Below are 11703 nucleotides of genomic sequence, written 5' to 3' on the forward strand. Positions count from 1 at the left end.
ATCTTATGCTGGTGGTCATGGAAGCCCCCGATTGGCTCACCCCGCAGGAGCAGCGCGCCTGGCGGGCCCATCTGGCCGCCCACCGCCTGCTCTTCCACCAGCTCGACCGGGAGCTGCAGGGCACCGGGCTGTCGCTGAACGACTACGAGATCCTCGTGAACCTCTCGGAGAGCCCCGGCCGCCGCATGCGCATGAGCGAGCTGGCCGACGCCACGATCCAGTCGCGCAGCCGGCTGTCCCACCAGATCTCGCGGATGGAGGCCGCCGGCCTGGTGACCCGGCAGGACTGCGAGGACGACCGGCGCGGCACGTTCGCCGTGCTGACCGACCACGGCTGGGAGACGATCCAGCGGGTGGCGCCGGATCACGTGGCGAGCGTCCGCCGCCACTTCATCGACCTGATGACCCCCGAGCAGGTGTCCGCCCTGGAGCAGATCTACACACCGATCGTCGACCATCTCCAGGCGGTCCGCGGCACCCGGTGAGGGGGCTGCGGGACGGCGGGGGATGAGCACCGGTCTCGACTTCCCGTGGCGGGCCGCGCCAAACCGATTCCCAAGGGAGCGCGTGCCGGCCCCGCCCGCTCGCTACGATCCGGCTGTGCGAACAATCCTCGGGCTCGTCGTGGCCGGTTTGCTGCTCGTGACCGCCTGCAGCGCGAAGAGCGACACGGCCCTGCCGGACGGTCCCGCGTTGCTGAAGCGCTCGGCCGAGGCCATGCGGACGGTCAAGACGGTCGCCTTCACGATCGAGACCAAGGACAAGCCCGCCGTACCGGTCCGGCACGCCGAGGGCAGCCTCACCCGGGAGGGCGACGCCAAGGGCACGCTGCAGATCGAGATCGCGGGACTGCAGGAGATCGAGTTCGTGCTCGTCGGCGACAAGGTCTACTTCAAGGGACCCACCGGCGGCTTCCAGACCATGACACGGCAGCAGCTCATGGCCCTTTACAACCCCTCCGCCGTGCTGACCGGCGTACCCGACCTGCTGTCCACCGCGAAGGACGTGCAGACGCAGGCGGAGGAGAAGGTCGGCGACGCCGCCGCCTACCGGGTGACGGCCGCGCTGTCGCAACAGGTGCTGGCCACGCTGGTCCCCGGCGTGCAGCAGGGGGTGACCGGCACGCTCTGGATCGACAAGGCCACCAGCCGCCTGCTCAAGCTCGACCTGCCGCTCACCGGCGGCTCCGTGGCCGTGACCCTGGGGGACTACGACGCCCCCGTGACCATCGCCCCGCCCGCGTCGTGACCGACGCCACCGACGCCACCGGCGCGGCCGGGCAGACGCGGGCGAGCGGGACGGGCGGGCCCGCCGCGCGGCGCCGGCGTCTCGCGCTGGGCGTCGGCGGAGCCGCGGTGCTGCTCGCCGCGCTCGACGCGTACGTCGTCGTCACCGTGCTCGTGGACGTCGCCGCCGACGTCGGCGTGCCGCTGAACCACCTGGAGCGGGCGACCCCGGTCGTGACCGGGTTCCTGCTCGGCTACGTCGCGGCGATGCCGCTGCTCGGCCGCCTGTCCGACCGGTTCGGCAGGCGCCCGCTGATCCACGCGTGCCTGGCCGGGTTCGCCGCCGGTTCCCTCGTCACCGCCCTGGCGGCGAGCGTCCCGGCGCTGGTCGCGGGCCGTACGCTCCAGGGCGTCGCGGGCGGCGCGCTGCTGCCGATCACCATGGCCCTCGTCGGCGACCTGTGGGACGAACGCGCCCGGCCGGTGGCGCTCGGCGCGGTCGGCGCGGCGCAGGAGCTCGGCAGCGTCCTCGGCCCGCTGTACGGCGCGGGCCTGGCCGCGCTCGCCGGATGGCGCGGCATCTTCTGGGTCAACCTCCCGCTCGCGCTGCTGGCCGCCGTCGCCGTGCAGGCGGCCGTCCCCGGCGGGCGCGAGCCGTACGGCCGGCCCTCCGGCGGGGTGCACACGGGGAAGGTGGACGCGGGCGGCGGCGTCCTGCTCGCGCTGGCGCTCGGCCTGCTGGTCGCCGGGCTCTACAACCCCTCCCCCGACACGGCCGTGCTGCCCCCGTGGGGGCTGCCGTGCGTGGCCGCCGGGGCGGTCGCGGCCGTGCTGTTCGTGCTGTGGGAGATCCGCTCGCCGGTCCGCCTGCTCGACCTGGCGGGCGTGCCGCGGACACCGCTGCTCGCCACTTTGGCGGTGAGCCTGCTCGCCGGGGCGGCGCTGCTGGTCACGCTGGTCGACGTGCAGCTCGCGGCGCAGACGCTGCTCGGCAAGGACGCGGTGGGCGGCGCCCTGGTGCTCACCCGGTTCCTCGCCGCGCTGGCGATCGCGGCGTTTCTCGGCGGGATCCTGGTGCGGCGGTTCGGCGAGCGCCCGGTGGCGCTCGCGGGAATGGCGGTGGCCGCCGCGGGCTACTGGATGATCTCCCGGTGGCCGCTCGACCTGGCCTCGGCCGGCGTGCGGATGGACGTCGACCTCGTGGTGGCCGGCCTCGGCCTCGGAGTGGTGATCGCCCCCGTCTCGTCGGCGGTGCTGCGCGTGGTCCCGGCGGCGCAGCACGGCGTGGCGTCGGCGGCGGTCGTGGTGGCCAGGATGATGGGCATGCTGCTGGGCGTGGCCGCGCTGTCGGCCTGGGGCTTCCACCGGTTCCAGTCGCTCACCGCGCATCTGGACACGCCGCTGCCGTTCGGGGTGGACGCGGCCGAGTACGCCCGAAGGCTCGCGGACTACACGGCGAAGGTCCAGGCGGCGCTGCACGCGGAGTACACCGAGATCTTCCTGATCACGTGCGGGCTGTGCGTGCTCGGCGCGGCCGCCTCCCTGGCCCTGCCCCGCCGCCGCGCCTGACCCCGCGCCCCTGCCGGGTCAGGCGCCGAACCATCCGGGCACGTCGAGGCGGAAGACGTCCTGCGGCGTCACCTTCCGCAGGTCGGCCTCCAGTGCCCTGAGCCGCTCGTCGCCGATCACGGCGGCCCAGCGGGCCCGCAGGTCGTCGAAGATCCGGGCCGAGCGCACCAGCATGTCCACGCCCGACGGCGTGAGCCGTACGATCTTGCGGCGCGTGTCGCGGTGGTCACGGGCGCGCTCCACGTAGCCGAGGCGCTCGAGCGTCTCGATCGTCTTGCCCGCCGCCTGTTTGCTGACACCCAGCGTGCGGCCCAGCTCCACCGCGGTCGTGCCCTCCGTGCCGATCGCCTGCATGACGAACCCGTGCATGGGCCGGGCGTGCGGATGCCCCTGACGGGCGAGCTCGGCGTGCAGTTCGTCGATGAGGACGCGAAACCCCAGGAAGAGCCGCAGGGGCAGCTCGAAGCCGGGCGGGTCGATTGACAAGATAGACAACCAGGTTCACTATTACCGACAACGACATTGTCTATCTTAGGAGACGCCGGCGATGCCTGTCATCCGTCATGCCCAATGCCGCAGATCCGAGACCCCGGCCGGGGTCATGACCACCTTCGCCTCGCCCACCCTGGGCGGCGCCGCCCGGGCCGTGTGGCGCGTCGAGGCGACCCCCGCGACGAGCGGACCGCTGCACGACTTCGATGCCGAGCAGGTGTGGACGTTCCTCGGCGGGACCGCCACCGTCGAACTCGGCGGGGAGACGTTCACGGTCGCGCCCGGCGACACTGTGGTCATGCCGCCCTCGACCCCGCGCCGCGTCACCGCGGGCGCCGGTGAGGGCTTCACCGCCGTCGTCACCGCCCCCGCCGGGGCCCGGGCCGTCCTGTCCGACGGCACCGTGCACGGCGTGCCGCCCTGGATCGCCTGACCTCCGCCCGCTCTCTCACACCAAGGAGTCACGACATGCCCGTCATCCGTTCCGCCGACAGCCGCAGGAGCACCACGCCCAACGGCGTCATGACCACCCTCGCCTCGCCCACCCAGGGAGGCGCCACCCAGGCCGTGTGGCGGGTGGACATGCCGGCCGGCAACAGCGGTCCCTACCACGCCGCCGACGGCGAGCAGGTGTGGACCTTCCTCACCGGCGGCGCGACCGTCGAACTCGACGGCGAGACCGTCGGCGTCGAGGCCGGGGACACCGTCGTCATGCCCGCGGACGTGGGCCGCCGGATGCACGCCGGCGCCGAGTCGGGCTTCACCGCGATCGTGGTCGCGCCGGCCGGCTGCGACGTCTACAACCCCGGCGGGGTCACCGCGGCGGACGCCTGCGACCTGGCGCCCAAGGGGACCGACCGGCTCGTGCCGCCCTGGACCCGCTGACACCGGCCCGAGGGGCGGACCGGGTCTCGGGGGCTTCCGGCGCGGCGAATTCCCGGCGGACAGGGACGGGTGTCCCGGGTGCCCGGGACACCGGGCGGTCCACCATTGCGGCGTACCGTTCCGGCTCCCGCCGTCGCCCCGCAGAACCCCCGGGGCTCGTCCCTTCCCGACTGAGGAGGCCCCATATGCGCAAGGTGTTCTTCGGGTTCGCCGTTCTGCAGCTCGTCGCCGTGCTCGCCCAGTTCTACCTCGCCACGTTCGGCGCGTTCGAGACCCCGCACCCGGCGCCGGGCGACCCGAACGCCGCCATCAACTACCACGCCATGAACGGCACGATGGTGATCCCGCTCGTCTCGTTGCTGACCACGGTCGTGGCCCTGATCGCCCGCGCGGGCGGCAAGGTGGCGGGCCTGTCGATCCTGCCGTTCGTGCTGGTCGCGGTGCAGTTGTTCGTCATCTTCCCGCTGGCGGAGATCGCGGGCGCGACGGAGACCGCGACGACCACGGCCAGCCTGGTCGTCATGGGCTTCCACGCCCTCGACGGCGTGGCGATCCTCGCCGTGGCCGTCGTCGTCGTGCGCCGGGCCCGTGCCCTGGTCAAGGGCGCGCCGGTCGCGGCCCCCTCCGGGGCGCACGTCGCGGCGTGAGCACCGCACGGCTGATCGCTCTCGATCAGATCCTGTTCGTCCTGGTCGCGGCCGCCTGGGCCGCGACCGCCGGGGTCGCCCTGGCCGGTCTGCGGCAGCCCGCCGCGGCCGGACGGCGGACCCGCCTGATCGCCGCGGCCCTGTGCGCCGCGGCGATCGTCGTGACCGCGCTCAGGATCCCCGTCACGCTCGGCCTCGCCCGGGCGGGCTGGTGGTTCGTGGCGGAGAAGGTCACGTTGGCCCTGCCCCTGGTCGTCCTTCCCGCGCTCGCCTCGGCGGCCGTCAGCCTGCCCCGGCTGCTGCGCGCGCCGTCCGGAGGCGGCGCTCCCGTCCTGTCCCCCCGGCTCGTCGCGTTCCCCCTGCTGGTAACCGCGTACGGCGCGGTGGCCGGGGTCGCCTGCGGAGTCGTGATCTCCTATCCGGTCACGGGCGGCGGAGCGGCGGCGGTGCTCGCGCTGTTCGCCGCGGCGTCCGTCGTGTCATGGCGGCTGCTCGGCCCGGTCCGCACGCCGGGCGACCGCTGGCAGGCCGCCGGGACCGGCGTGCTCGCGCTCGCCGTCGCCCTGACCGTGGGCGGCGGCTGGTCGGGCGGTCACCCGCACTTCGGCGACCACGCACCTGCCCAGGGCATCTCCGTCGACCTGCTGCACGGCGCGTCCGCCGCGGCGGCCGGCGGGCCGTCGCGGGCGAAGCCACGGGTCCGCCGCTTCACGCTCACCGCACAGCCCGCCACCGTACGGCTCGCCTCCGGCCCGATCGACGCGTGGTCGTTCAACGGCCAGGTGCCCGGGCCCGTGCTGCGGGTGCGGCAGGGCGACCTGGTGGAGGTCACCCTGCGCAACCGGCTGCCCGGACAGTCGGTGACCGTCCACTGGCACGGGTACGACGTGCCGTCCGGCGAGGACGGTGTGCCCGGCGTCACCCAGAACGCCGTGGCGCCCGGGCAGACCCACGTCTACCGGTTCCGGGCCGAAGACGCCGGCACGTACTGGTATCACAGTCACCAGAACTCCAGCGTCGCCGTGCCGCGCGGGCTGTTCGGCCTGCTGGTCGTCGATCCGGCCGCCCCGCTGCCGGAGAGCGAGGACCACGTCCTCGCGCTGCACACGTTCGGCACCCGGCCCACGTTGTCGGTGGACGGCGCGGCGCCGGTGGAGGGGCTCGCCCGCCTCGCGCTGCCGCCAGGCGCCCGGACGCGGCTTCGCGTGGTGAACACCGACACCCGGCCCGTGGTCCTCGGGCTGGGCGGCGCGCCGTACCGGATCGCGGCGGTGGACGGCGGCGACGTGCCGGGGGCGACCGACCTGGACGGCGACCGTCTGCACCTCGCCGCGGGCGGCCGTTACGACCTGACCTTCACCGTGCCCTCCGGCCCGGTGCTGCTGACGGCCGGGGACCGCCCCGCCCTCCTCGTCAACGGACCGGCGACGCCTCCGGCGGCGGCCGGGCCGATCGTGGACATCACCCGCTATGGCGCGGCCACCGCCCCGCCGGCCCGGTTCGACCAGGAGGTCACCTGGGTGCTGGACAAGACCCTCGCCATGGCCGACGGCCTGCCGAGGCTCGCCCAGACGGTGAACGGCAAGGCCTGGCCGAACATCCCCACCCCCGTCGTACGGCAAGGCCAGACCGTGAGGATCAGGGTGGTGAACCGGGGCACCGACACCCATCCGATGCACCCGCACGGCCACCATGTGCGGATCCTGTCCCGCAACGGCGTGCCCGCGACCGGGCTGGCGATGGACACCTTCGACGTCGCCCCCGGCGAGGTCTGGGAGGTCGCCCTGGTGGCGGACAACCCCGGCATGTGGATGTCCCACTGCCACGACCTGGCGCACGCCGCCCAGGGAATGGAGTTCCACCTCGCCTACGAGGGCGTCACCACGCCGTACGAGATGGGCGGCGGCAACCATCCGGCCTGACGCGTGCGGTCAGGAGCGGAGGTAGGCCAGCACCGCGAGGACGCGGCGGTGCTGGTCGCCGTCCTCGGCGTGCAGGCCGAGCTTGGTGAAGATGCCGCGGATGTGCTTTTCCACCGCGCCCTCGGTGACGACGAGGCGGCGGGCGATCGCGGGGTTCGACCTGCCCTCGGCCATCAGCGACAGGACCTCGCGCTCGCGCGGCGTCAGCGAGGCCAGCGGGTCGTCGCGCCGCCGCCGCACCATCAACTGGGCGACGACCTGGGGGTCGAAGACCGTCCCCCCTGCGGCGACCCGCCGCAGGCCGTCCATGAACTCCTCGACGTCGACCACGCGGTCCTTCAGCAGGTAGCCGACCGCCCCGCGGGCGTCGGCCAGCAGGTCGTCCGCGTACGACACCTCGACGTACTGCGAGAGGATCAGCACGGGCGCGCCCGGCGCCTTCTCCCGCGCCTCGACGGCGGCGCGCAGGCCCTCGTCGGTGAACGTCGGCGGCATCCGCACGTCGACCACCGACACGTCGGGCCGGTGGGCGACGACGGCCTTGACCAGGTCCTCCCCCGTGCCCACGGTCTCGACGACCTCGCAGCCGAACTCCTCCAGCAGGCGGACGAGCCCCTCCCGGATGAGAACGGCGTCGTCGGCCACCACTACGCGCACGGAACCTCCGCCGTGATCAGTGTCGGCCCGCCCGCCGGCGACCGCACCGACAGCTCGCCGTCGACGGCCCGCAGCCGGTCGGCCAGGCCGGACAGGCCGTGTCCCTTGGCGACGTGTGCGCCGCCGACCCCATCATCCCCGATCGTGAGGATGAGCGTGTCGCCGATCCTGGTCAGCCCGACCGAGCAGGACGTCGCCCTGCTGTGCTTGGCCACGTTGGTGAGCGACTCGGCGGTGACGAAGTAGATGGTGTTCTCGATGAGCGCGGGATACCGCTCGGCCGTCTGGACGTCCAGTTCCACCGGCACCGTGCAGCGGCCGGCCAGGGCGGCCAGCGCCGGCGCGAGGCCGCGGTCGGCAAGGATCGGCGGGGCGATGCCGCGCGACAGCGCCCGCAGCTCGTCCAGGGTCTCCCGGGTGGCGCTGATGGCCTTGCCGATCGTCTCGTGCGCGGCCGTGGCGTCCTTCTGCAGCTCCCGCTGGGCCCGCGACAGCTCCATCGCCAGGTGGACCAGGCGCTGCTGGGGCCCGTCGTGGATGTCGCGCTCCAGGCGGCGCAGCGCGTTCGCCTCGGCGTGGGCGGCGGCGTGGCGGCCCTCGGTGAGGTCGTCGATGCGCTCCTGCAACTCGGCCACGCCGGTCAGCAGCGCCCGGCCCAGCGACGCCTTGATGAGCGCGCAGGAGCGGACGACCGGATAGAGGGTGATCGCGGCGACCACTCCGATCGCGACGTAGAAGACGCTGTCGACCAGGTAGCCCCGGCCGAGGCCGAGAAGTTCGGGCAGCTCGGTGTTGCCGGGGATGTTCGAGGTGATCCACCCGTACAGCGGATAGGTCAGCCCGGCGAGAGCCAGCGCCCACCAGGTGACGGTCACGCAGAACGCGACGATCGCGACCGGGAAGGCCAGCAGCGCGTGCAGCGCGTCGAGCCAGGGCTGGCCCCCGGCGAGCGGGGTGACCGTCCTGCGGAACAGGCCGGCCCCGGGCGGCGACGTGGGATAACGCGGCCGAGGCACGTCCCTGCCCAGTACGCCGCGCATGCGGAGCCGCTCGACGTCGCCCATCCCCCGGGCGATGAGGAGGGTGAGGGCGAGGACGGGCACGCCCACCCAGACCACCAGCAGGCCGGTGCCGGCCGACAGGCCGGCCACCGTGAGGCAGAACGTGATCGTCGCGAGGGGGAACCCGACGAGGATGTAGACCGTGTCGCCGCCGAGGCGGGAGAGAAGTCGGCGCATGTTCCCAACGCTATTGACCCGCCCGCCGCAGATCGATCCGGCGAGCGGCAGTCCCGGGGGTAGGGCATTCCCTACCCCCGGGCCGCGTCACGGAACGATCTCCATCTGCCCCATCATGCCGAGGGAGGAGTGCTCCAGGAAGTGGCAGTGGTACACGTACCGGCCGACGTAGTCATTGAAGGTGGCCTGCAGGCGCACGACCGAGCCCGCCGCCAGGGGCAGCGTGTCCTTCAGCCCCGCGTCGTCGAGCGTCGGCGCGCCGCCGTCGCGCTCCAGCACCCGGAAGGACGTCTGGTGCAGGTGGAAGTTGTGCGGGAACCCCCACGCGGTGTCCCCGTTGACGACGCGCCAGATCTCGGTCGAGCCCCGCTTGATCTGGAAGTCGTTCCGGTTCGGGTCGTACGGCTGGCCGTTGACGAGCCCCACCGGCATGGAGCCCGACATGTCGAAGCTCAGCGTCACCTCGCGCTCGACGGTGGCGGTGCCGAGGGCCGGCAGGGGGCGCAGTTCGTCGGGCAGCCGGCTGAGGTCGGTGGCCTGCCCCACCACGTCGAACCGGACGATGGGGCCCGCGGTCGCATCGGACAGGACGAGGCGGGTGCCGACCGGGTGGCGGGAGAAGTCCACCACCACGTCGGTTCGCTCGCCGGCGCTCAGCGTCAGCTGCGTCCGGGGCACCGGCTCCGGGAGCAGGCCGCCGTCGGAGGAGATCTGGGTGAACTGCACGCCGTCGAGGCCGAGCGTGAACGATCCCTCCGTCGAACCGTTGAGCAGCCGGAGGCGGTACTTGCGCGCGAACACCGGGAAGTACGGCTGCGCCTTGCCGTTGGCGGTGAGGACGGTGCGCTCCACCGGGTTGCCGAAGACGAGCGCGCCGGTCTCGTCGATTTGGGCGTTGCGGATCAGGATGGGCACGTCGAACGCCCCGGACGGCAGGCGCAGCCCCTTCTCCGCGTCGTCGTCGATCAGGTAGAAGCCGTGCAGGCCCCGGTAGACGTGCTCCGCCTCCATGTGGTGGGAGTGGTCGTGGTACCAGAGCGTCGCGCCCCGCTGCGCGTTCGGGTACTCGTACACGCGCGACTGGCCCGGCTCGATGACGTCCATGGGGTGGCCGTCGCTGCTCGCGGGCGTGTGACCGCCGTGCAGGTGCACATTGGCCGGCATGTCGAGCCAGTTGCGGAAGGTGACGGTGACCGGGCGGCCGGTCTTGGCCCGGATCGTCGGTCCGACGAAGGACCCGTTGTACGTCAGCGCGGGGGTCGTGACACCGGGCAGGATCTCCACGTCGGCGGGCCGGATGTCGATCTGGTAGGCGTCGCCGGCGGCGCTCGAGCGCACCGGCCGCAGCGTCTGCGGCACGGGCATGCGGACCTGGAACGGTCCGGTGGAGGCCGCCCCGGTCCGCCGTGCCCCGAGATCGGCCGCACCCGCACGCAGGGCCAGCAGCGGAGGGCTCAGGACCGCCCCTCCCGCGACGAGACCGCCGAGCGCCAGAAAGTTCCGTCGGTTCAGCATGTGCTCCCCATAGGGCGATCGGGCGTCGCCGTCCACACCGTGCGTGGACGGGATCGCAGTTGGTTGCCCGCTACTGGGCGACTCCGATCGTGGTCCTTTGCGGGAATTTGGTCTTCTTCCTGGATGCTGAACCTTTTGTCGGTGTAGCCGCCGGCCGGGATCAGGCGGTCTCGAGCAGGATCGTCAGCAGCTCCCGCGGTGCGTCGCGCACCCCGCCCACCAGCCGCCGTGGCACATGCCGGGGATCAGGGCGAACGTGGCCATGGTGTGCCTCACTGTCTCGTGGACGCTCGCGCGTCGGGTGTCTTGCCGGCCGAAGCGGTCCCGGCCCGGCGGGAGGGATTCACGGACGCCGCGATCAGGGCCGCGGCGGCGCACAGGATCGCGGTCCACGCCAGGGTCGCGGCGGTCGAGGTGTGGTCGGCGACGAGCCCGGCGAGCCACGGGCCCGCGGTCTGCCCGGCCGCGAAGATCGTGGTGAACGCCGCCAGGGTGGCCGTCCAGTCGGCGGGCGGGGTGTTCGCCTTGATGAGCGCGGTGACGGCGGCGGGCACGCCCATGAACGTCGCCCCGTAGACGATCGCGGAGGCGAGGATGACCGGTGGTGCGGGCGCCGCCATCGCCAGCGCCGCGCCGCCGCCCAGGAGGCCGAGCAGCACGGCCAGGGCCCGGGTGCCGGGCCACTGCGCGGTCGGGCGGCTCCACAGCGCGGGCGCCGCCACCACGGCCAGGCCGAGCGCCGTCCAGGTGAGCACCACCTGCCCGAGCGGCGCGTGCCGGTCGGCCAGGTAGGCGGACAGGAAGGTGATGTAGGTGATGTAACCGGCGGCGAACATCAGGTAGGCCAGGGCGACCCCCCACAGCGGCCGCACGTGGACCCGCCCGGCGTCGGCGGCCTGCGCCTCCTCCCCCGGCTGCGCGTCCTCCCCGGCCCTGGCGGCGGTCCAGCTCAGCAGCGCCGCCAGCCCGGCGGCCACGCCCAAGCCGGCCCAGGCCAGGTGCAGGTGGTCGCCCAGCGTCGGGATGCCGGCGCCGCTGACGACGATGCCCACCCCGGCGCCCGCGAAGTAGACGGTGATGGGCGCCCCGGAGGCGGCGCGGGCGGCGAGGCGCGACGCGATGACGCCGCCGGTGACGAACACGGCGGCGCCCGCCGCGCCTGCCGCGGCACGCGCCGCCAGCAGCACCGGATAGGCGTCGCTCGTCGCGGTGGCCGCCAGCGCCACCGCGGTGAGGACCATGCCCCACCGGAAGGTGGCCGCCGTGCCCAGGCGGCGTACGACGACCGCGGTCACCAGCGCGCCGAGCAGGTAGCCCAGCCCGTTGGCGGCGCTCATCTCCCCGGCTTCGCCCAGGGACCAGTGCAGCTCGTCCCGCATCGCCGGGAGGAGCAGCCCGTACGCGAAACGCGCCAGCCCGAGAGCCGACGCGGTGCCGAGAGCCAGCCGCGCCGCCTGCCACGCCGCCCGACGTGTCTCCCGCCGGACCGGCGTGCCGATGGCGAGAGGGTCGGACATGACGGACTCCCGGAGATCGAACCGATCGGTACGAT

General features: G+C 73.6%; 12 protein-coding genes. 7 read left to right on the forward strand and 5 right to left on the reverse strand.

Annotation, left to right across the window (positions count from 1 at the left end; all coding sequences use genetic code 11):
* Window positions 1-17 precede the first annotated feature (17 nt).
* The 3 genes from Msi02_RS00490 (at window position 18) to Msi02_RS00500 (ending at window position 2795) form a co-directional block, all read left to right on the forward strand.
* Window positions 18-485 (forward strand): MarR family winged helix-turn-helix transcriptional regulator, encoded by a 468-nt coding sequence (locus Msi02_RS00490; protein ID WP_079315836.1) that lies wholly within the window; start codon window positions 18-20, stop codon window positions 483-485.
* Between the two features lie 115 nt (window positions 486-600).
* Window positions 601-1248, forward strand: coding sequence for an LppX_LprAFG lipoprotein (locus Msi02_RS00495; protein WP_079315805.1), 648 nt, complete (start codon window positions 601-603; stop codon window positions 1246-1248).
* On the forward strand, window positions 1245-2795 hold the full coding sequence (locus tag Msi02_RS00500; protein WP_204046563.1) for an MFS transporter: 1551 nt from the start codon (window positions 1245-1247) through the stop codon (window positions 2793-2795). The genes Msi02_RS00495 and Msi02_RS00500 overlap by 4 nt, the downstream gene beginning before the upstream one ends.
* An 18-nt stretch (window positions 2796-2813) precedes the next feature.
* Here Msi02_RS00500 and Msi02_RS00505 read toward each other — a convergent pair whose 3' ends face one another.
* Entirely contained in the window at window positions 2814-3290 is a 477-nt protein-coding gene (locus tag Msi02_RS00505) for a MarR family winged helix-turn-helix transcriptional regulator (RefSeq protein ID WP_239107985.1), read from the reverse strand.
* 52 nt (window positions 3291-3342) lie between these two features.
* Here Msi02_RS00505 and Msi02_RS00510 point away from each other — a divergent pair, with 52 nt between their 5' ends.
* The 4 genes from Msi02_RS00510 (at window position 3343) to Msi02_RS00525 (ending at window position 6741) form a co-directional block, all read left to right on the forward strand.
* Window positions 3343-3720 carry a cupin domain-containing protein gene (locus Msi02_RS00510; protein ID WP_204046564.1) on the forward strand — a complete coding sequence of 126 codons (378 nt, stop codon included), beginning with the start codon at window positions 3343-3345 and terminating at the stop codon, window positions 3718-3720.
* Window positions 3721-3755: 35 nt separating this feature from the next.
* A complete protein-coding gene (locus tag Msi02_RS00515) occupies window positions 3756-4172 on the forward strand; it encodes a cupin domain-containing protein (RefSeq protein ID WP_204046565.1) in 417 nt (138 codons plus the stop codon).
* A gap of 185 nt (window positions 4173-4357) precedes the next feature.
* Window positions 4358-4819: a DUF6220 domain-containing protein gene (locus Msi02_RS00520; RefSeq protein ID WP_204046566.1), complete on the forward strand. Its 462-nt coding sequence runs from the start codon at window positions 4358-4360 to the stop codon at window positions 4817-4819.
* Window positions 4816-6741, forward strand: a complete 1926-nt coding sequence (locus Msi02_RS00525) for a multicopper oxidase family protein (RefSeq protein ID WP_204046567.1) — start codon at window positions 4816-4818, stop codon at window positions 6739-6741. The genes Msi02_RS00520 and Msi02_RS00525 overlap by 4 nt, the downstream gene beginning before the upstream one ends.
* A gap of 9 nt (window positions 6742-6750) precedes the next feature.
* Here the strand turns inward: Msi02_RS00525 and Msi02_RS00530 are convergent, their stop codons facing one another.
* The 4 genes from Msi02_RS00530 to Msi02_RS00545 form a co-directional block, all read right to left on the reverse strand.
* The gene (locus tag Msi02_RS00530) at window positions 6751-7398 is read right to left on the reverse strand and encodes a response regulator (RefSeq protein ID WP_079315801.1); all 648 of its coding nucleotides are present in this window, start codon (window positions 7396-7398) and stop codon (window positions 6751-6753) included.
* Complete coding sequence (locus Msi02_RS00535; RefSeq protein ID WP_204046568.1) at window positions 7389-8636, reverse strand: sensor histidine kinase; 1248 nt, start codon at window positions 8634-8636, stop codon at window positions 7389-7391. The genes Msi02_RS00530 and Msi02_RS00535 overlap by 10 nt, the downstream gene beginning before the upstream one ends.
* Window positions 8637-8723: 87 nt before the next feature.
* Window positions 8724-10151 (reverse strand): multicopper oxidase family protein, encoded by a 1428-nt coding sequence (locus Msi02_RS00540; RefSeq protein ID WP_204046569.1) that lies wholly within the window; start codon window positions 10149-10151, stop codon window positions 8724-8726.
* 272 nt (window positions 10152-10423) lie between these two features.
* On the reverse strand, window positions 10424-11668 hold the full coding sequence (locus Msi02_RS00545; protein ID WP_204046570.1) for a YbfB/YjiJ family MFS transporter: 1245 nt from the start codon (window positions 11666-11668) through the stop codon (window positions 10424-10426).
* Window positions 11669-11703: the final 35 nt, after the last annotated feature.

The organism is Microbispora siamensis, assembly GCF_016863095.1.
In the GTDB taxonomy this organism is placed as follows: domain Bacteria; phylum Actinomycetota; class Actinomycetes; order Streptosporangiales; family Streptosporangiaceae; genus Microbispora; species Microbispora siamensis.